The following is a 21,752-nucleotide window of genomic DNA, read 5'->3' on the forward strand; positions in this document are numbered from 1 at the left end:
GCTTGAGTAGCAGCATCGCATTTGCCGGTAGCTGCATGACCGATTCCATGGCCAACCTCTGCCCACCAATATTGATATTCAGTTGACCCGAACTGTGGGGTTGCGCCGTTGCCCATTGAAAGGGTTGCGACTGACCGCCGGTCGCCGTGGCAGGCGAACCAACGGGAGAAGTGGGCATTATGGCCATGTATGACTAAACTCCGTAAAGGATTCAACAAGATCCCGAGCGCATTGTAACCAATAAGTGGTTCTCAAGTTTTTATACTTTGCCTCCTTTAGGATATCGACGATTGAACAAGTTTCTTAAATTGGGTTTGCCCCTATCTGCCATTATTAGCATGGCGTGGCTGGCGATGGTCCCTCAAGCCGTGATGGCGGAAGAGGCTATGCCTGAGCCTCAAGAGAGCGACTACCATGACCCAAGAGACCCATGGGAACCCTTTAACCGGGCCATGTGGGATTTCAACTATAACGTTCTCGACAAATATTTGTTCCGTCCCGCAGTGTACCTGTACATCGATTATGTACCTCAGGGGGCACAACTGGGCGTGGAAAACTTCCTGAAGAATTTTGACGAGCCATACAGTGCCGTCAATAATCTGCTTCAGGGAAAGGGCAAATGGGCCGCCAATGCAGCCGGTCGGTTTGTCATTAACACCACCCTTGGGATTGGCGGTGTGTTCGATGTGGCCCGAAATATGGGCCTGGAACGCAAGCAAGACGAGTTTGGTGAGGTGCTGGGCTACTGGGGCGTTGCCGATGGTCCCTACATTATGTTGCCGGTATTTGGCCCGACGACGGTGCGGGACGAAGTGGGCGACTTCGTGGACAAACTCTATTTCCCTTACGCCAATTTTGCTTTATGGCAAACCGCAGCCCACTGGGCGCTGGATGGCTTATCGACCCGAGCCAAACTGGTCGACCAGGAATCGATACTGGATAACTCTTTGGATCCTTATGTATTTGTAAAAGAGGGCTATTACCAGTACATTGCATACAATCTATACGATGGCAATCCGCCCATCCAAGAGGAAGACGACGACCTTCTGGAGGAATACCTCGACGAGATCGAGTAAACAGCCGGGGAGCGTTGACCACTAGGCACGGTGGTCGGGGAGGAAGCTATTGCAAGTTGGCAGGCGAGTTGGTCTGCCACTTTTTATTGCACAATGGACAGAGCATTCGTGAAGAGATGCTCGAGGATAACAATAATGAAACTAAGCGCAAAAACGGCCCTGTTGATCGAGGGTAAGGCACACTGCTCCCACAGAATCGTCAGCTTCCTCAAACCATCGGGGCTTCAGGTTGAATGCGCTGAAACCGCCGGCCAGGCGCTGGGGAAGATATTGGGGCGGCGCCCCGACATTATTTTGCTGGACCTGCATCTTCCGGGAATGGATGGCACAGGCATGCTCAGGGTCATGAGCGAAATCGACAACCCGCCGCCCGTGATTATCATCTCCAATAAAAATGTCCTCAATGCCCAGGCTCGAAGCCGTTACCCGTTTGTAATGGCGACCTTCGATAAACCCATTACCGATCTTAATACCCTGCAGCATGCCATTGAGTACGCCCTTAGCCCGGGTATGGAGCGCCGGCGCATGCAGCCAAGAGAGGTGTCAGAGGTCGATTTAAATGCGTTTTCCGATCCTGGTGTGGCGGTGCTGTCTCAGCAACTGATTTTTCAGGCAGCTAAGGTGGCCCGCTCAGGCTGTCTGGCGCGTTATAGCGTCCTTAGTAAGGCGATGATCTCGCAGTGGTTTGTGAGTCATGTAGAGTTAAATGACCACTGCATTGGCGGCTTTATTGCTTATATGCCGGCCGATGACCACCAGGCCGCGTTTGTCAGTTTGATGCTGCAAACCTACCTCAACAGCTTAAGACGCCGGCGTAAGCGTGATCAGCAGCTGGTGATGAAGTCAGAGTTCATTCTCAACAGCCTGGCCAAAGAGGTTGCGGAGTCCGGACTGGATGTGCCAGTGCAGTTGGGGTTCTTTACCTACGACAGCCAGACCCGGGAGGTGTCCCTGGCCATCGTCGGCAGCGAAATTAAGGCGTACTTGCGCCATGATGACCACCTCAACCCGTTGATGCTGCGCTCAGGGAAATCACTGGTCGACAAGCCTTTGGTCTGCGCTTCCATCACTCGTAATCTCGAGCCTGAAACTCAACTGGTGCTGTTTGGCGGTGACAAGGCCTTGAAGCTGAAACTGATCAATAACGAGTTTTCAGGGTTTAATGAAACCCTGCATCAGGGCGCCTACATTCAGGTTGAGTCCATCACCTAACTCAACCCGCCCCGTCTTCGGTTCTTCCGCTCTGTCGCCCTTGCGAACGCGAGGGTCCAGTGTCTTTGATTTTGACCTTGGAAACAGCCACTGGGTACCCGCGTTCGCGGGCACGACGAAGGGAAGGGTTGTCGCCCTTGCGCACGCGAGGGGCCAGCGTCTTTGATTTTGACCTTGGAAACAGCCACTGGGTACCCGCCTGCGCGGACATGATGGGAAGGAAGCACCGTCACCCATGCGCACGCGAGGGCCCAGCGTCTTTGTTCTCCTCCCACCGTCGCCCTTGCGCACGCGAGGGCCCAGCGTCTTTGGTTCTCCTACTCCGTCGCCCTTGCGAACGCGAGGGTCCAGCGTCTTTGATTTTGACCTTGGAAACAGCCACTGGGTACCCGCTTCCGCGGGCACGACGGAGGAGCACCGTCGCCCTTGCGCACGCGAGGGCCCAGTGTCTTTGATTTTGACCGTAGAAACAGCCACTGGCTACCCGCGTTCGCGGGCACGACGGTAAAGGGCAAAACCACTGCCCCCTCAACCACCAGGCACAAAAAAGCCCGGCGCAGTGGCCGGGCTTTTGCAATCAACTCTAAGAATTAGCTTTTGATACCTTCGTGATCGGCGGTAACGGCAACTTCTTCTTCCAGCGCTTCTTCCTCAGTCTTAGGATGAGCGTCTTCAGCACCGTGCATCCAGTCAACCAGCTTGTCAGCCATGAAGTACAGGATGATACCGGATACGGCAGCAGTGATAGCGATACCGGAGAAGATGGACATGGCGTTAGCCAGCTGCTCTTCCGCTTCACCACCGTGACCGATGAAGGAACCGATGATACCACCGACCTTGTTGGCGATAGCAACAAACAGGAACCAGGCACCCATCATCAGCGAGGCGATACGCAGCGGCGCCAGCTTGGTTACCATGGACAGACCGATTGGAGACAAGCACAGCTCACCCATGGTGTGGAAGAAGTACGCACCTACCAGCCACAGCATGGAGGACTTAGCATTAGCGTCGCCACCCATTTCGAATACCGCACCCATCATGAACAGGAAGCCGATACCCAGCAGGATAAGACCCATAGCAAACTTCACCGGGGAAGTTGGCTCACGGTCACCCATGCGAACCCAGATGGACGCAATAACCGGGGCGAAGATAACAATGAACATGGCGTTCAAAGACTGGAACCAGGTAGTCGGAACTTCCCAGTCACCGATCATACGGTCGGTGAAGTCGTTGGTGAACAGGTTCATCAGACCACCGGCCTGCTCGAAGCCAGCCCAGAATACGATGGTAAACAGACCCATCACCATGATCACCTTGATGCGATCACGCTCAACTTTGGTCAGGGGCTCTTTACGAACTTCAGTCGCCTGCTGCTTTTCCAGCTTGGCGGCAGGTACGGTACCGATGTCACCCAGCAGACGCTGAGCAAACACGAACTGGATGATCAGGGAGATGACCATACCAATACCGGCACAGATGAAGCCGGCCTGGAAGTTACCGTCATAGGCTTCAACAACAGAGCCTACGATGATACCAGACAGGAATGCACCTACGTTGATGCCCATGTAGAAGATGGTGAAAGCACCATCACGGCGGTGATCGCCTTCTTCGTACAGGTCACCCACCATGGTGGAGATGTTTGGCTTAAACAGACCGTTACCCAGAATCAGGGTACCCAGGCCCAGGTAAAACATCTCGGTTTCCATGCCAGGAACCCACGCGTGTGGAGTACCCAGCATAAACTGACCGGCTGCCATCAAGGCACCGCCCAGGTAGATCGCCTTACGTTGGCCCAGGTAGTTATCGGCCAACCAGCCACCGATGAGCGGTGTCAGGTAAACCAGACCAGTAAAGGTACCATACAGGGAGAGGGCATCGGCTTGAGTCCAGCCCAGGCCGTGACCGCCCTGGTTGCTAACTTGGTCGACGAGGTATAGCACCAGGATGGCACGCATAGCGTAGTAGCTAAAACGTTCCCAGAGCTCTGTGGTGAAGAGCAGGAACAGGCCCTTAGGGTGTCCCAGCATCGTTCCGGCTTGCGGTTTCGCTGCGCTCATTGAGTATGTAACCTTCTTTGCATTTTAAACAGAAAAAGCCCGTTTCCTTTGCGGATTATCAGGCGCCCCACCAGTGTAATGATTGTTCAGAAGCGGAGGGATGCACTTGTATACACTTTCTTAACCCTTTAAGTCAATGTAGAAGCCTTATTTGCTGCGGGTTTGAGGGGAGATAGTTGCTAAAAATGAGAGCATTTGCAGACAGAAATAACTGGTGAATTTGGTTTGGGCTGGCTGAAGATGTTGAATCTGGGACGGAAGCAAGAAACCGTTATCTGAGAATCGGAGTGTCAGTAAATGTTATTCAGTGATAAAGGTATATCGATATGACCATAAACACTTAATTGAGCACGCTCTCACTTCTGTTTTTTTTGCTGGGATTGATCCGCTAAGCGTGGCAGTATGGTGGGTCTGGGCCAGCCGTTTCTGGCCCACCTCCCGAAGCGACAAGGAATGCCCTTCGGACAATGATGCACCGAGTAGACAGGGAACGTTTATGCTCCAATGGTATCTATTTAGAGTTCGAGCTCGCGCCGAACAGACCGTTTCCAAGCAAGTTGAGGCAATGGGGTACAGTACCTTTCTGCCGCAAGTGCTGAAACGCAGTCGCCCGCACGATACTGCTATCATGTCGCCTCTGTTTCCCGGCTACCTGTTTATTCGGCTGGATCCCTACCGCGCCTCGTTTGCGCCGGTACTGAAACTCTTTGGCATGATTGACATTATTCGCACTACCGGAGAGATACGGCCGGTAGAACTAACGCTGGTGGTATCGCTTCGCAGGCGGTGCCAGGCTAACCCAGAGTTGGTGCTGGACTCAGACCCGAATGTGCCCAAGGCTGGAGACGCCGTTCGTTTCAGCTACGGTGCTTTCAACCAGATAGAAGCCCTGTTTCATGAGATGGCCGATGATAGGCGTTGTCGCCTGTTAATCACCCTCATCAATCAGGAACAGCTTATCGAGGTGCCGCTGACGGCACTGGAGCGCTGACAAAGGCTTACAGATAAGTGATTGAATGTTGTATCCACGCTCGACACTATGTGCATGCGTGGTTAGCTACGCGTATAGAAAGATAACAAGATGGAATGTCGTAGTGGTATATCGGTGAATAACCGATTAGACGATCCTAATTTAAATACTGGTGTAATCCATTGGTTCTGAGTTAGGAATTTTTAGCAGTTGGGAACTGCTGTTTTTCATTTTGTTGATGGATTGAAAAAGTATGCTGTTAAACCAAAAATTGAAGCGGACACGCCTGCTCACTCTTGTTAGTATCGACGTTGAATCGAATTCGAGTGGTAGCGCGGGCGTTAGCAAATAGTCATGTTGGGATGGTATCTTTTTCGCAGTAAACCTCGCGCCGAGTTACAGCTGCAACAACAGTTGGAATGTCGTGGTTATCAGGTGTTTGTGCCTGTCTTTACTCCTGCTTGTAAACCTGGGCAAGTCGTAGCTAAGCCTACGCCGCTGTTTCCTGGGTATCTGTTTGTCCGTTTCGACCCCTATCAGGAGTCGGTCGGTAACATCCTCTCTTTGTCTGCCGCCTCTCAGATCATCAAGACCTGTGGCGAAGTGATGCCGGTTGAGTTGTCGCTGGTACGGGCACTGCGCAAGCGCTGCGCGCGCACGGAGCCGGAGGTGTCTGAGTTGAATCAACCTCAGTTTTCAACCGGAATGCGGGTACAGATTAAAGAGGGACCGTTTGCAAGGGTCGAGGCCATATTCCATGAGACTGTCGGCCGTAAACGCTGTAAACTGCTGCTGGAATTGCTGGGTCAGGTTCAGATGGTGGAAGCCAACTTGAACGACCTGGCTATTGGCGATCGCTTCGCATAATCCGCTTTATATTTAGCTGGGCCTTGGCCCTGTCGCTATGACAATCAGGTTCTTTAGTGGTGTTGACCAGCCAGAAGGTATGGGCGGAGCTATATCTAAAGAAAACCTTTTTGTTTTTATTTTTCAAATTAAAACAAAGGCTTATTGGTTAGTGGTTGCTAACTGGTGCTGCTTTTTTAAACAGTGCTTTGCACAATATTTTTGGGGTGCCTGTGCTGCCTTTGGTATCAGGTTTGGGACAGTAAGCGACTGGCTCCCGCCAACTCGCTCTCTCATCATTGACTGCGGCCTTCGCAACGAAGCCTGCGGTACGTTATTCAGATACGGACACATGAAACGCTCATTAATTAATACACTTAAAACGTCACTGTTTTGTCTGGTGATGGCAGCCAGTGCCTTCCAGGCTGCTGCGGTCTCTGTAACTCCTCAAATGATGGAACAGTTTAAGCAGCTGCCCCTGTCTGAGCAGCGCCGTTTGGCGCAGCAGTATGGCATCGACCCTTCCATGCTTGGCGGTTCAGCCAGCGCCTCCCAGCCGATTGCCCAGCCGGCAACGCCGGTTGTCACCCCCAGAGAGGTTGCTCCCCAATCCAAAGCCGAAGTGCACGGCGTGGCGCCGGTCAAAGGCTTAAAGCCGTTCGGCTACGAGCTGTTTGCCGGCCAGCCGACCACCTTTGCGCCGGTTTCCGATATTCCGGTGCCGGCGGATTACCGCATCGGCCCCGGCGATACCATTAACGTTCAGTTGTACGGTAAAGAGAGCAAGAGCTTTCAACTGAGTGTGGACCGCCTTGGTAACGTCCATGTGCCGGGTATGGAACCCATCACCGTCATCGGCATGAGCTACGGCGAACTGCAGCAGGCAATTAAGTCCGTGGTTGCCGAAAAGATGATTGGCCAGACCGCCCACGTCAGCATGGGTGAGCTTCGCTCCGTTCGCATCTTCGTTGCCGGCGATGCCTATAATCCCGGTTCCTACACCGTCAGCAGCCTGTCTACCGTATCCCAGGCGCTGTTTGTGGCTGGCGGCCTTAAAACCATTGGCTCGCTGCGCAACATTCAGGTTAAGCGCGCCGGTGCACTGGTGGCGACCTTCGATGTGTACGACCTGTTGATGAAGGGCGATGCCTCCAACGACGTACGTCTGCAATCTGGCGATGTGGTGTTTGTGCCGCCAGTTGGCGAAACCATTGCGGTTACCGGCGAAGTGCTGCGCCCGGCTATCTATGAATTGAAAGGCACCGAGACCATGGCACAGGTGGTGGCCATGGCTGGCGGGGTTAAACCCGGCGCCTACCCGGCTGCTTCCATTGTTGAGCGTTATGGAAGTAACTACCTGAAAGAGGTGCTTAAAGTAGACCTTACCGGCAACCAAGGACAGTCACTTAAGGCCCAGGGTGGCGATGAGCTGGTGGTTCGCTCCACCTCTAACGAGTACAACGGTTCGATTACCTTGATTGGTCAGGTGAACCGCCCTGGCCAGTACCAGTGGTACCCTGGCATTCGTATCAGCGACGTTTTGGCCTCAGTGAAAGCCGACCTGACCTGGAACAGCGACACCAATGTGGCGCTGGTGGTTCGTCAGATCAGCATCGATGGCGACATCGAGGTGAAAGGCTTTGATCTGCTGCAGGCGATCACCGCTAAAGGCGGCGCCGACGATCTGCCCCTGAACGCCAATGATAAAATCATTGTCTTTGCCGATCGTGATGAGGCACTGGATCGCCGTAAACTGGGCAAGTTCTTTACTCTGGTGAAAAAGGACCAGACCCTTCAATACCTGGCTGAAAAAAACAGCCAGCAGCTGGAAGACGAAGAGCTTCGTCAAATCAGCGACAAGAAGCAAATGAACTCCGTTGCCGGCGTTGCGGTGATCGAGTCTGCCAGCGCGGATAAAGAGAAAGACCTGGCTCTGGCCAACCTGATGTTGCTGGGGCTGTTCAACCACCCTAATTTGATTGAGTTGTCAGACCAAATGAGCCGCCGGGAGCTGCTGTTCCCGGTGTTGGCCAAGCTGCAGTCTCAATCACGTTCTCAATCCCGCTCTGCGCAGGTGAGTGTTACCGGCGACGTTCGTTACCCGGATAACTACCCGCTGATTAAAGACGCCAAGGTCATGGATCTGATTGCGTTGGCCGGTGGCTTGAAAGAGAGCGCTTACCTGCTCAATGCCGAGTTGTCCCGTACCTACTACGACAATGTACAGGGCATGCACATTGAGCACTGGAACGTGGATCTGGCCAAGGCGATGGATGGTGACCAGGATCAGAACCTTAATCTGGTCAGCAAAGACCGCTTGAATGTGCTGACTAAGCCGGCATGGGCCGCCAACGAAACCATCGAGATTCGAGGCGAAGTGCGATTCCCTGGCACCTACATCATCCAGCGTGGCGAAACTCTGGCTGATGTCGTTGAGCGGGCCGGAGGCTTTACTGAGTACGCCTACCTGTATGGGGCTGTCTTTACCCGTGAATCGATGAAGAAGCAGGAAGCTTTGGAGATCAAGCGTGTTACTTCATCCCTTCGAAAAGAGATTGCCAACCGCACCTTGTCTCAAGAAGGATCCTTCGCCTCGGTAGCCGATACCGATGCTATGTTGACTCAGCTTGAGCAAATTGAACCAGTAGGGCGCTTGGTGATTGATCTGGACGGGATCATGAATCCAGAGCTGAACCGCAACTTCAATGTTGAAGCCGGTGACCTGCTGTACATCCCACCAATGCGCCAAGTAGTGGCAGTCATGGGCGAAGTGCAGCATGCAACCTCCCATCGCTTCGATACTGCCTTAAGCCTGAAAGATTACATGCGTATGTCTGGCAACACCACACAGCGCGCCGATGATGACAGAACTTACGTCGTACGTGCCGATGGTTCAGTAATGCTTCCAGAGAACTCTTATTGGTTTGGTGGAAAGCAGTCACTGAAGCCCGGTGATACCGTAATTGTGCCTTTGGATACCAACTACAAAGATAACTTAACGCTTTGGAGCCAGGTGACAAACATTATTTACAACTCTGCCGTTGCATTATCAGCTTTGAACATATTGTAAATCAGGTCTTCTATGTTCTGCTGTTTTCTTAATAGCTTTATGCTTAATAAGAGAGTTAGGTGTAAAGCTGTTGATAGCTTGATATTTATTCGCCTTCTGGTCTAATACTAGAAGGCGAAAATTGGTGTCTAACAGACTAGATTAAAAATATGACTCAACAACAAACTCAACATCATCAAACTACCTCGAGCATAGTGGCTACCAGAAATCAGGATGCCACCTTTGCTAATGACGAAATCGATTTGCGAGAGTTATTTTCTACTATTTGGGCTGGTAAGTGGCTAATAATATTGATAACAGCGTTTTTTGCTGTATCTGGTGTTGTCTATAGTCTTTTACAACCTAATATCTATAAATCAGAAACTGTGTTGGTGCCAGCATCACAAAATGGCCAATCCGGATTAGCAGGAATGGCAGCTCAATTTGGAGGCTTAGCATCACTCGCTGGAATTAACCTTAATAGCGGTGGCAGTGATGACACCGCGATTGCTCTTGCTACACTGGAGTCCAGACAGTTTATTAACTATTTTATTAATAAACATAATTTGTTAGTGCCATTAATGGCTAGCAAAAACTGGAACCAAGATACAGGCAAGTTAAATTTAGACGGCCAACTGTATGATTCAGACAATGAAGTGTGGATACGAGACGTAGAGCCGCCAAAGAGTGTTGAGCCTTCGGAGTGGGAGTCATATGAAGAGTTTAAAAACGAAGTGATGAGCATTTCTCAAGCTAAGGATACGGGCTTGGTTACTGTCACTGTTACTCATCATTCACCTCTAATCGCACAGCGGTGGGCAACACTCTTGGTTGAAGACCTGAATGCTTGGATGAAAGACAAATCTCTGGCAGATACTAAGAGGAATATTAATTATCTTGTTAAACAGTTAGAGAAAACAGCGAAAACAGAGATGCAGACTGTTTTTTATCAATTGATTGAAGAACAAACCAAGCAGCTGATGCTATCGGAGCTAGAAGAAGAATTTTCATTTAAAACTATCGATCCTGCAGTAGTGCCCGAAGAAAAGACTGGACCAAAACGAGCGTTGATTTGTGTACTAACGACATTACTGGGTGGAATGCTAGGTGTCTTTATTGTTTTGATACGTCACTTCGTAAAGAAAAGTTGACCTTTTTTAGTAAATGGGAAAATTATTTTTAGATACAAAAGTTCTAGCGGATCAATCTGGAAAATGCTATATGGATTATTTATAGATCTTATATTTATGATTTAACTGAGAAAATAGCTATAATTAGATAAGTTGTTGAATAACGTGAAATTAAAGTTGTTCTGGTTTAATAAACGCCAAATAAAGATTGTTTTCGAATTCTAACTATACTTTTTGATTTTCAGTAATAAGGTTGATTTTCAAATGTCTAAAACATCAAAGGAATTATAAACATGGAACTGTTTGCTATTCTATTCTGGACATTCATTGTTTCTTATTCCAGTGTGCGACTTGCCAAGCCATTGGCTTATAGAGTTGGGCTTGTTGACAAGCCTAATGAGCGCAAACACCATGATGGTGCTATACCATTGATTGGTGGTATTGCTATTTTCATCGGTGTCATGAGTGCAATTATGATATTTTTGCCTCATAACCAAATATTGAATTTGTACCTATTGTCAGCTGCTATTATTCTATTGTTAGGCGTTTTGGATGATAGACATGACCTTAAAGTGTCTTATCGCATGGCCGTGCAGGCGCTGTCTGCGTGTATTATGATTTTTGGAGCAGGGCTGTATTTAGAATCATTGGGTAATATTTTTGGTTTGTTTGAGCTACATCTGAGTCATATTGGGATTTTGATTACGATTGTTGCGGTGATTGGAGCTATCAATGCTTTTAATATGGTTGATGGTATTGACGGTCTAGCGGGCATGCTGAGTATCGTAACCTTTAGTGGCTTAGCTATTCTTTTTGCACAAGCGGGCAATGTTGCTTGGATCTTACCCGTTTTGTTCATTGCAGCAATTTGTGCTTACCTAACCTTTAATTTAGGTTGGCCAAATCGCAGAGCGAAAAAGATTTTTATGGGTGACGCCGGCTCTATGCTCATTGGACTAACAGTAGTCTGGTTGTTGGTATACGGCTCACAAGGTGACTCTGTAGCATTTCGACCTGTTACTGCGTTATGGGTGATCGCATTGCCGTTAATGGATATGGCAGCGATCATGTTCCGCCGAGTACGTAAAGGTCAAAGCCCTTTTAAACCCGATCGCAATCATTTGCATCATATATGCATGCGCGCAGGATTGACTCAAAGGCAATCTTTGGTGTTGATTACCATTTTTGCTTCAGTGATCGTATGCGCTGGAATTGTAGCAGAAAGTATGGCAATACCTGAGTGGGTTATGTTTATTAGCTTTATTCTATTATACTTAGTTTACAGTTATTCAATTCAAAATATCTGGAAAATCGTCAAGCGAATTCGAATGCTAGCTGACAGAGATATAGGGTGATTTAGGTTCTTATAAAAAACTATTAACCTACTGGGATCTCAACTGGGAACTAAGCCATACCGAAGTTTCATGGGGCCTAGTGCTACATCGACTGTCTCAAATTGACCATTTTCCGTCTCAGTGGGGTTTGAGTCACTGAGACGGGTTGTTGAAAAAATTCAACATTGCTGCGGGCGAAACACGCATAGGCCCTAGTAGATCAATATGCATACTTAAACTATTCGCTTCGGCTTTACCGGCTCTTGTAGCCTAGAGGATGTTCCGGGAAATGAACCGGTAGTTGGTGGATAAATCCTGTCACATCGAGTCGGCACAGAAGATCTGGGCAAAAGCATAAAAGTACACTTTATGACCGCACGGAAATGATCTTGACAATTAACAAGACGGAGATGTGATCTTATTCTATTTAGTATGAGAAACGGATGACCGACAATACCTGCTTCGAATTTCTAAGACCACTTTTCAATAATTGAAGATCCACGTCAGGAGTGGAAAATAACTCATAAGCTGTACAACATTATATTCCTGCCCGTTTGCGCTGTAATTGGTGGATGCAATGGCTTGCCTATGGGAAATTGCAGAGCAAATAATCGACGGTGAAGCGGACTATATTCTTGCGGTCAATCGTAATCAAGAGCTTTTGCATCAGGCGTTTCAGAGCCTCGAAATTCCTTCAATTGTACAAGACTGATGCAGATATTTTCATTACACACGTGATTGCACACGGTCGAGAGGAACTTCGCCAGTACATAGTCTCCAAAATCCTTGATTAGTTTTTTGATTTATCGTTTGAGTGGAAAGGTATGAAGAGTATTGGTATCACCATCTCAGCTAGACCTGAGCCAGGTCACGCTACAGATATTGCAGTGCGTTACTACATTAGCTCAGCGGAGCTAAGTGCTAAGTAGTTTGGTTAAGCTGCACGCGCGCACTTGGGAGTTGAGTCGAGTTTGCATTGGTGCCTGGACGTTGCGATGTATGAGGATGATTGTTGGACATGTCGCGGAGAAGGTGCTGAAAATAAGGCGTCTATTAGGCAGGTAGCGCTGAATTTGCTAAGGAAGAAAAGCTCCATGAATGCCTGGCATCAAGAGAAAACGCCAAAGTCCAGGACGATATATTTCAAGGGTGATTGAGGTTGCATGATTTTTTCATGTTTTTGCCTTGAGTACTTAGTTCTGTGTTCAGTTTTACTGGATCGAATCAGCCTGTTTGTTAGGTAATTAACTGAATAGGAGCATTCTTTAGTATGGGGACGTCTAAATTAATTGTTTGAAAAATGCTGCCGATTAATCAGCAGGTTTCATTGATCTAATTATATGATTTAACTTTAGTTTAACCGTAGGTAACTTCTACATATCAAAAGATAGTGTAACTCATAGATGACTGCAAAATATATAAACTTCAAAAGCGCTGTAAATAAAGGTATCTGTTCTGGCTGTGGAGTGTGTGCATATTCAAAGTCCAGCAAAATAAAAATGGAAGAAAACAAATATGGGCAGATAACTCCAAAAATTGTTGGAGTACTCAGTGATGACGATTACACATTACTAAATAAGATTTGTCCTTTTTCTGAAAATTCTTTAGATAAGAAAATAGATCTTTCAGAGAGCGAGAATTTAGTTGGTCGTTACATTGATTCCTACGCCGGATACGTAAAAGAAAAAACATATCGAGATACTGGGAGTTCTGGTGGAATAGGTAGTTGGCTGCTTTCTGAGTTAATCACTAGAAAAATAGTGGACTCAGTTGTACATGTAAAAAAATCAAGAAAAAATGATTCATTATTTGAGTTTTCGATTTCCAACTCAACAAATGAGGTGATTGAAGGAGCATCTTCAAAATACTATCCAGTAACTATGGATGAGGTTTTAAAGATTATATCATGCAGTGATAAATTATTTGCTATAATCGCGGTTCCGTGTTTTGTAAGAGCAGTCAGGAACCTCATTGAAGTAGATGAAGTTATAAGGAAACGCATTAAAGTTGTTGGTTCATTATATTGTGGTCATTTGAAAACTTCTGGATATTCTAAATATATTGCAGACTCGATTATGTTTGACCACGGCGAGTTGTTAGACATAGATTTTAGGCTCAAGGCTGATAGTGAAAAGTCATCGAATTATAAAACCGAAGTGACCACTTCAAAGGGGAAGTTCACGGAATTTAGACAAAAAATCAAAGGCACTAATTGGGGCCTGGGAATGTTTAAGTACAAGTCATGTGACTTCTGTGAAGACGTTAGTGGAGAACTGGCCGACTTTTCTATTGGAGATGCGTGGCTTCCGAAATATGAGGCTGACGATAAGGGAACGAATCTCCTAATTGTTAGAAGCAAAGTTATCTTAGATATAATAAATTCGTCACAAGAAAGACTATACTTAGATACCATTTCTGAAAGTGATTTATATACAGCACAAGCGGGCGGATATCGCCATAAGCGCGAAGGAATTCATGTGAGAAATGAAGTGATGTCGCTTATATCTGGACATCAGGTAAAGTGTAGATTCGAAAAGGTCAATCCAAGCCGCTCCAGGAAGGTAATTTACACCTATCGAATGTTCATGAGAAGGTTTAGTGATCTTCATTATTATTTTCGAGCATCTAAGTTTACATTCAGGCTATTTGAGCTTTGCGTATCATTACTATCAAAGATTCATGGTGCGTTGATCAAGATTGCTAGGTAATTTAGTGTTAAAATATATATTTTCATCATTCTCTTTAACTGCATTAACATTTTCTGTAGTAATTTTTTCATCAGTACATCTTGAAGTTGATAGCTTTTCCAAGGTTGCGTACCTCTTGTATTTCGTTCCTGTAGTCTTAGAAGTATGCTTAATGGGGCAGCATTATGGGATTCTTAAAGGAGGGATATCGAGCGATGGAAGTGTTAACAAATTGGATAGGCGAAAATTAAGTCTTGGTCTTCTAGTTTGCTTTTTGATAACATTTTATTTCTATGAAAGTGATGGTCTCAGCTGTCTCTTTGTATTTCTAAGTTGCTTAGCATTCACTTGTTTAAGGTTTGCTGCAGCCTATTTTCGGGTTTTAGGAATGCCAACGTTAGCTGTGTTCAGTGAGAGGAGTGTACAACTTTCGGTTTCCTTCATCTTCATATTGGCTCTTATTTATGGTTTAGATAATTTCTATTTAGAATTAGCTCTGCTTTTTGTAGCTGCTCTATTTTTCATTCTTACCATGAATTTCAATCCTAAATGCTCAGTTTTAAAAAATAGTTCATGGGTAGCGAGGACTGATACCATATATGAATTGAACATGCTTGTCACTATTGGCTCTATGTTGCTCGTTCGATCAATAGATAAACTGTTGGTTTCGAGCTTCTTTGAAAGTGTCGACTTTGCAAAGTTTGTGATACTGTTTCAAATGTACCTACCGTTTCCTATAGTTGCTGGGGTGATTTTTCAGTACTATATGCCGATTTTATCCAAAAAAAGGCTAGTTTCATTCAAAAAGAAATTTGTAACTCCGGTAGTGATTGTTTCAATTGCTTGTTGGTTTGTCTTTTCTAAGTTAGCATTTATTATATGTGACTTTATTTATGATGGAAAATATCAGTTTACAAATATTGAAGTCAATTTAATTATAGCCGCTGGCATCCTATACATATTATACCAACCATTTGCTTTGGTAATAGTCTCTGTTGCAAATAATAAGCAGTTACTTTCGCTTAATCTTCTTAATATTATACCAATAGTGATTTATCTGGTATTAATTGCATTAGGATCTGATAAGGGTTCGCTTTTGTTTGTCGTTTCAGGCTTCCTGCTTTTTTGGATTACTAAATTAATTATTGGGATATCTTTAACTGTACGTGTAGAAAAGTTTAGGTGGGTTTAGTGTTAAGGTGTCTATTGTTGATCGATTAAGTTTAAAATTGGTGCCGGATATTCATCAGTGTATAGATAAAGGTATAATAGGTGGGCGGATTTAATACCGTGGTTTTTGTCGGATGCGGCGCTATATGATTTACAATAGATTGGTGTGGGAATTTGTTTAATGTTTGACTTCGCAGTGATAGTGGTTTCATTTATACTCTTTCTCTATATCTCCCGCAGTACGGCAAGCATCCTATTTGTATCTCTTAGCCATATCTACTATTTATTCTTAATGTTAGGTTATTTCCATACTTTTAAGTTTGGAGGAGAGTTTAGCCCCTTTTTTCCTGATGAATTGACGTATATTCAGGGGGAGACGTCTCTGCTTTTTGGTAAGTATGTAAACTTTCTTTTTTATACTGTAGGTGAAAATTATTTTCGAACCACAAATTTATTTTTATATAATTTTGCTTGGGTAACAGTTCTAAATAGCAAAAAGAGAGACTACAATTTACAAGATTTGCTGACTATTGGCATCGCCTGTCTCGGTATATATTGGTGTTACTTTATTCTAAAAGAATCAATGTCAATATCAGGTTTGATATTAATGCTGTTTTTTGGATTAAAGAAAAGCACTGTTGGTGTTTTACTATCATCAGTACTAGTTTTTGTTTCAAGGCCAGATTTGCTTTTGTTTATGCTTGTTTTGTACTATGTGCATAATTGGATAAGCACATCTAAAACTAGATTCGTAATTTTACTACTTTCATCAATCTCTGCTCTCTATGTGTTTTTCAGCTCTAGTCTTTCATATCCGATGAAACTGATGTTTGGTTCTAGAAGGTTCGGAGAAAGTAACAAAGTATTTGATGAAGCATTAAAATCCGTATCTCAAGGCGATGCAATTTTATACTTCTTTTCTAATGTGTACGTGGAAACGGTAGTCGCCAATGTCAGAAGAAGCTTTGATATACTTTATGAGGGAATTAGTTTGGCGTCGCCACTAATTCTGGCCAATTTTGTAGTAATTTTGCTGTTTTTGAATCGACGTAGAAAAAAATTAGAAGTCAAATTTCATGATTTCTACTACATAACTATCATTGTAGCATTATCATTGACACATAACGTTTACCGATATGTAAATGTAGTTTCTCTAGCGTACATAGCAGCTTGTTATTATGACGATTATTTGAAAAATAGATTTAGAGGTAAAAATTGAAAATTTTAATTATGCGCGCTAGCAACACCATGAATTACGGTGCGTTAATGATGGTGGCTATTTATATAGCCAAATGCAAAGAAAAGAATCCGAATGCATCTTTCATTGTAGATAATGTAGAAAAAAATGGTTTAAATCGAATAAAGTTTGAGTCCGGAGTTGAAGAAATAGAAAGCTTTAACGAACTTGGAGTCAAGCTTCGTCCTGATTGCGAAGGTGACTCAAATATATTAAAGCTATTTAAATACTTGAAATACTCTGTGTTATTTGGTTCATCCATTAAGGCTTTGGGAGTTGACAAGGTTGTCCAGTTAGGGGGGGATGATTTTTCTGAGTATTATTCTATTAAGGCTCTAGTTATTGAATTTATAAAAATTTTGAGCTTAACATGGAAGGGTATAAATACAACTCTCGTTGGCCAGACTATTGGACCGTTTAGAAGCTGGAGAATTAGATTAGCAAGATTTGTATTCGATAAGGTCAAAATCTACACTCGTGATGAAAACTGTAAGAACTACCTTATTAAAGAAATTGGTCTTACAAATGTGGAGTCTTCAAAAGATTTAGCATACCTTCCCCTTCCTAAGCAGGGAAGTAAAGACGTCGTAGGACAAGCTGATTTGATTTTGAATTACGCCTCAGAGTACATTACTTTAGTTCCGTCAGGTCTATGGAAATCCTATACAGATAAGCGAGATGATTATATTTCCAATTGGGTTGATTTAATAAATGAACTTCATGAAAGAAATGAAAAGGTAATGCTACTAGCTCATGTTATTAGTGACACTTCCGATGATCGTAAGGCTATTGATTCTATCCTTAAAAGACTACCAGTCGGGGTAAAGGATCGTCTTATTGTTGTAGACCAAGTTATTAGTGCAGCTTTAGCTAGGGAATTGATATCTAGGTCTAGATTAGTTATTTCCGGAAGGATGCACGCTTGTGTTTCTGCTTTGCAGACTTTGACACCGACAATTCCATTGTCCTACAGTATAAAATTCAAAGGTGTAATTGGAGAACTTCCTGTTGAAAACTATATTATCGAGTGTGGGCATGAAGAATTATGGCCAAAAGTTCAATTGAAAAATAAAGTTATTGATTTGATTGATAAGATTGATTTGTTAGATATCAAAGACTTTAGAGAAAGAGTATCTTCAGCTCTGTCAGAAGTTGAAATTAAATCTGCTAAACAGATTATATAGTGAGTAGATTGTTTTGATTAGTGTAATTATTCCTTTTTACAACTCTTCTAAGTATGTAACAGATGCAATTGACTCTGTTATCTGTCAAAAAATTGAAGGTATTGAAATAATTGTTGTTAATGATGGTTCTAGTGAGACGGAATCAAAAAAGTGTCAACAAATTATTTCAAAGTATCTAGACGTTAACATACTATACTATCATAAACCTAATGGTGGTGCTGCTTCTGCGCGAAATTATGGTGTTGGAAAATCAACTCAAAAATATTTAGCTTTTCTTGATTCTGATGATGTTTGGGTTGACGGAAAGTTAAGTAGACAACTTTCAATGATTCAGGGTAGTAAATCCGGATTAGTTTTAACAAATGTGATAGTTTGTAATGACAAGCTAGAAAGTCTATATAACTCCAAAAAGGAAATATCACAGAATAGAAAAGTGAACCTTTCAAAGCTTTTCTACGGTCAAATTGTAATGAACACTCCCACCATACTAATGAAGCGAAGTGTTTTTGATATGATCGGTGGTTTTGATGAAGGACTAAATTATCGAGAAGACCACTATTTTTTAATGAAGTCTCTTGAGTTTACGGAAATGAAGCTTGTTAATGAGCTTTTGACTTTGCGAAGACAGCGCGAAGGCAGTCTTAGCGGTGTCGAGTCTTTCGAGAAAGAAATTGCAAAACATCAACCATTTTGGAACAAATGCACAGAGAACTTTGATAATTTAGACGCCATAAAGGCAAAAAATAAGATTTTATTAAGACTATGTATTTACTACATTAGAAATGGTAATGCAGAGGAATATCAAAAAATTATTGCTGGAAACTTGTGTACTCCATACTCTATTAGAGTAGTGGCCTTGTTTTTGTCGAAATTTAGCCCGCTACTTCAAGCTCTTTACATCTTCAGAAATCGGATTAGAAATGGTAATAAGTAATCTATTAGCTGTTCTTTCCAGGCTGAGATTTTTTCTGGCGTATTTGATTGGTAAAATTCAATTTGGGAAACATTACACACTTAAGAATGTATTCACTTCATATATAGATAGGCGCCATGAATTGACATTGGTCAATGGAAACTTAGTTATTGGTCGATCTTTCAAATCACGAACAGATCTAAGCATAAGAGTAACTGGTGGACAGCTAAATATTGGGAGTAACGTCTTTTTCAACCAAGGTGTAAGTATAAATTGTAGAGATTCAATTTTTATTGGAAGTCATTGCTTGTTTGGTGAAAATGTAAAGATATATGATCACAATCATAACTTTTCAAAGAATGAGTTTGTATCGACGCAAGGTTTTTCTACAGAAGCTACGAAAATTGGGCGCAATGTTTGGATTGGAACTGGCGCTATTTTGTTGAAAGGGGCATCGATCGGTGATAATTCTGTTATCTCTGCAGGATGCGTAGTCTCCTCTGTAGTTCCAGAAGACCATTTACTAAAAAGAAATGGTGAATGTGTGAAGATAATAAGAGACTGAAAACTAAATTTTTGGAAGCAAATAATGATGGTTTCTAACAAACTTTTGTTAACTGTTGAAAGACGTTATTTAGAATATAACGGAGATTATTATGTTAAAGGCACTGAAGATAGTGCTTTTTTCGACAAATATTTAGATGAGTTTGAGCAAGTTGATGTCTTATGTCGAGTAGAAAAAACTAATAAGTTACCTGTAGGCTACCAACTTGTTTGTAGAGAAAACCTTTCAATGGTCCCAATTTACACTACCGGGGTCGGCGTTTTTAAAGCATTTTGTATTCTCCGTATATTATCTAAGTACAAATGTCAGCGAATAATAATTCGAACCCCTGGCATGTTGGCTTATGCGGTGAGTCTGTATTGCTACTTGATTAACGCGAAATTTTTCTGTGAAGTAGTTGCGGATCCTTTTCAAGAAGCCAAAAGTGTTAGTGAAAATGTAATAGTTCGCACCATTTTAAAATTTGTTCTACCCCGAATTTTTAGTTTTCAAATGAAAAAATGTTGCCTTGCTTCATTTGTTACAGAGAGAGAGATTCAAAGCGCCACGTTAGGAAAAAATCAAATAAAAAGTGATAAGTTTGATTATCAATACAGTAGCATTTCAATAGAAGATGACTTTTATTATAATTCCAAACAAGTCGACGGTGAATCTGATGTTATCAGATTATTATTTGTTGGAGTGTTGGATAGGCCATTCAAAGGTCTTGATATATTTCTTAAAATGGTAGCTTTGTTACCTCAGAATTATCATGGGATTATTGTAGGTGACGGTGTATTACTTGATGAATACAAAGATTTGTCTACAAAGTTAGGTATTAGAAATAGAGTGTCATTTAAAGGGTATATTTCAGATAAAGAAACTAAACTAGATATATATAGAATGGCAGATATCTTTGTTCTCACTTCTCGAAGAGAAGGGTTGCCCAGAGTGGTAATCGAGGCTATGGCTAATTCTCTTCCCTGCATTTGTAGTCGAGTTTCTGGCGTGTCGGAGTTAATTGAAGATAAATATATTTTTAATATTGATGATTTCGAAGGTGCGCATAAGCTAATTTTATCATTGTCAAATGAAGAGTGCGACTATATGTCTAAAAATAACTTCTCTAATTCACAAAAATATAACATCACAAAGTTAAGTGAAAAGAGAAAAGAGTTTTTTGAAGATGTTAAAGAATATTGTTGAATGAGTTTTAATTATGAAGGTTCTTCATCTAGGTAAGTATTATCCCCCCGTTTTTGGCGGGATTGAAAATGTAAACTATGAATTAGTCGAAGCTTTAAATGAGGCCGGAGTAGAGACAGATGTAATTGCGCTGAACAATTCTAATAAAACTGTTGTAGAAAATGTCAATGGCTACACAGTGCATAGGCAGTCTTCAATATTTAAGGTCGCTTCTACTTCTGTTTCTTTTAGTTATATAAGGAAGTTGATTTCTCTGAGAAATGAGTACGATGTCATTAGCGTACATTGTCCGAACCCTATTGCATTTCTAGCAATATTTTTCGCACGTCCAAATTGTAAGTTGGTTTTACATTGGCATAGCGATGTTATTAAGCAAAAAGTGCTGGGTTGGTTTTTCAAGCCTCTACAAAATTGGATTGTTAATAAATCTGATGTTGTTTTAGGTGCAACTGATGCGCATATAGAAGGCTCGGATATTTCGCACCATTTTATAAATAAGAGTAAAAAACTCACTTATATTTTTCAAAAGGAATCCCTTAGTAAATCCATAGATTTCGCCAAGTTACAGTCATTAAAATCTCAGTTTGAAGGGAAAAAGATTATTTTTTCCGTTGGACGACTTGTTTATTATAAAGGATTCGATGTTCTTATCGAGTCTATGTCGTATGTTGATGATAAAGACATCATACTTGTTATTGCAGGAAAAGGAGAATTAGATTCTAAGCTAAGAAATAAAGTTAGCGATCTAAATCTAATGGACAGAGTATTCTTTGCCGGTGGAGTTTCACAAAGTGAACTTGCTGCATACTATGAGTTATGCGACGTATTTTGTCTGCCATCGGTTCATCGTAGCGAAATGTTCGGTATTGTTCAATTGGAAGCAATGTCATTTGGTAAGCCAGTTATTTCAACTAAACTTGATAGATCCGGCGTGCCTCTTGTAAATGTTGATGGTAGCACTGGGAAAACTGTCGAGCCATTTAACTCTCAAGAGTTGGCTTTAGCTATTACTAACACCTTAACAGACGTGGATTTTTATGAGAGATGCTCTAAAAATGCTCTGCAACATTTAGAAAATTTTGAAAGAAAGAAAGTTGTAAAAGACCTCATTACGATATATGATAATATTTGATAGGT

General features: G+C 43.2%; 17 protein-coding genes. 16 read left to right on the top strand and 1 reads right to left on the bottom strand.

The features are described 5' to 3' along the window. Positions 1-338: 338 nt before the first annotated feature. The gene (locus tag BLT77_RS16775) at positions 339-1,076 is read left to right on the top strand and encodes an MlaA family lipoprotein (RefSeq protein ID WP_090367582.1); all 738 of its coding nucleotides are present in this window, start codon (positions 339-341) and stop codon (positions 1,074-1,076) included. A 135-nt stretch (positions 1,077-1,211) separates the two neighbouring features. After that, entirely contained in the window at positions 1,212-2,288 is a 1,077-nt protein-coding gene (locus BLT77_RS16780) for a response regulator (protein WP_176819359.1), read from the top strand. 590 nt (positions 2,289-2,878) lie between these two features. On the opposite strand, the gene BLT77_RS16785 is transcribed toward BLT77_RS16780, so the two are convergent. After that, complete coding sequence (locus BLT77_RS16785; RefSeq protein ID WP_090367547.1) at positions 2,879-4,345, bottom strand: peptide MFS transporter; 1,467 nt, start codon at positions 4,343-4,345, stop codon at positions 2,879-2,881. A gap of 496 nt (positions 4,346-4,841) precedes the next feature. On the opposite strand from BLT77_RS16785, the gene BLT77_RS16790 reads away from it, so the two are divergent. The 14 genes from BLT77_RS16790 to BLT77_RS16850 all read left to right on the top strand — a co-directional run bounded on the left by BLT77_RS16790 (position 4,842) and on the right by BLT77_RS16850 (position 21,747). Continuing rightward, a complete protein-coding gene (locus tag BLT77_RS16790; protein ID WP_090367548.1) occupies positions 4,842-5,336 on the top strand; it encodes a transcription termination/antitermination NusG family protein in 495 nt (164 codons plus the stop codon). 333 nt (positions 5,337-5,669) lie between these two features. Then, positions 5,670-6,182 carry a transcription termination/antitermination NusG family protein gene (locus tag BLT77_RS16795; RefSeq protein ID WP_090367550.1) on the top strand — a complete coding sequence of 171 codons (513 nt, stop codon included), beginning with the start codon at positions 5,670-5,672 and terminating at the stop codon, positions 6,180-6,182. A 331-nt stretch (positions 6,183-6,513) separates the two neighbouring features. Then, the gene (locus tag BLT77_RS16800) at positions 6,514-9,231 is read left to right on the top strand and encodes an SLBB domain-containing protein (protein WP_090367552.1); all 2,718 of its coding nucleotides are present in this window, start codon (positions 6,514-6,516) and stop codon (positions 9,229-9,231) included. 149 nt (positions 9,232-9,380) lie between these two features. Further along, entirely contained in the window at positions 9,381-10,361 is a 981-nt protein-coding gene (locus tag BLT77_RS16805) for a Wzz/FepE/Etk N-terminal domain-containing protein (RefSeq protein WP_090367554.1), read from the top strand. 272 nt (positions 10,362-10,633) lie between these two features. Continuing rightward, positions 10,634-11,695: a UDP-N-acetylglucosamine--undecaprenyl-phosphate N-acetylglucosaminephosphotransferase gene (gene wecA / locus BLT77_RS16810; RefSeq protein WP_090367556.1), complete on the top strand. Its 1,062-nt coding sequence runs from the start codon at positions 10,634-10,636 to the stop codon at positions 11,693-11,695. A 465-nt stretch (positions 11,696-12,160) separates the two neighbouring features. Then, positions 12,161-12,295: a transposase family protein gene (locus tag BLT77_RS20680; protein ID WP_090367584.1), complete on the top strand. Its 135-nt coding sequence runs from the start codon at positions 12,161-12,163 to the stop codon at positions 12,293-12,295. A 782-nt stretch (positions 12,296-13,077) separates the two neighbouring features. Beyond that, positions 13,078-14,382: a Coenzyme F420 hydrogenase/dehydrogenase, beta subunit C-terminal domain gene (locus BLT77_RS16820; protein ID WP_090367558.1), complete on the top strand. Its 1,305-nt coding sequence runs from the start codon at positions 13,078-13,080 to the stop codon at positions 14,380-14,382. A 4-nt stretch (positions 14,383-14,386) separates the two neighbouring features. Next, a complete protein-coding gene (locus BLT77_RS16825) occupies positions 14,387-15,553 on the top strand; it encodes a hypothetical protein (RefSeq protein WP_143026665.1) in 1,167 nt (388 codons plus the stop codon). Between the two features lie 159 nt (positions 15,554-15,712). Then, positions 15,713-16,750 (top strand): hypothetical protein, encoded by a 1,038-nt coding sequence (locus tag BLT77_RS20095; RefSeq protein ID WP_143026666.1) that lies wholly within the window; start codon positions 15,713-15,715, stop codon positions 16,748-16,750. Next, positions 16,747-17,952, top strand: a complete 1,206-nt coding sequence (locus BLT77_RS16830) for a polysaccharide pyruvyl transferase family protein (RefSeq protein ID WP_143026667.1) — start codon at positions 16,747-16,749, stop codon at positions 17,950-17,952. The genes BLT77_RS20095 and BLT77_RS16830 overlap by 4 nt, the downstream gene beginning before the upstream one ends. 13 nt (positions 17,953-17,965) lie before the next feature. Then, a complete protein-coding gene (locus tag BLT77_RS16835) occupies positions 17,966-18,886 on the top strand; it encodes a glycosyltransferase family 2 protein (RefSeq protein WP_176819360.1) in 921 nt (306 codons plus the stop codon). Then, positions 18,873-19,430, top strand: coding sequence for an acyltransferase (locus tag BLT77_RS16840; protein ID WP_090367566.1), 558 nt, complete (start codon positions 18,873-18,875; stop codon positions 19,428-19,430). The genes BLT77_RS16835 and BLT77_RS16840 overlap by 14 nt, the downstream gene beginning before the upstream one ends. Before the next feature lie 24 nt (positions 19,431-19,454). After that, a complete protein-coding gene (locus BLT77_RS16845; protein ID WP_090367568.1) occupies positions 19,455-20,615 on the top strand; it encodes a glycosyltransferase in 1,161 nt (386 codons plus the stop codon). 13 nt (positions 20,616-20,628) lie between these two features. Continuing rightward, positions 20,629-21,747, top strand: coding sequence for a glycosyltransferase (locus BLT77_RS16850; protein WP_090367570.1), 1,119 nt, complete (start codon positions 20,629-20,631; stop codon positions 21,745-21,747). Positions 21,748-21,752 lie beyond the last annotated feature (5 nt).

This window comes from Ferrimonas sediminum, from assembly GCF_900100175.1.
GTDB lineage: Bacteria > Pseudomonadota > Gammaproteobacteria > Enterobacterales > Shewanellaceae > Ferrimonas > Ferrimonas sediminum.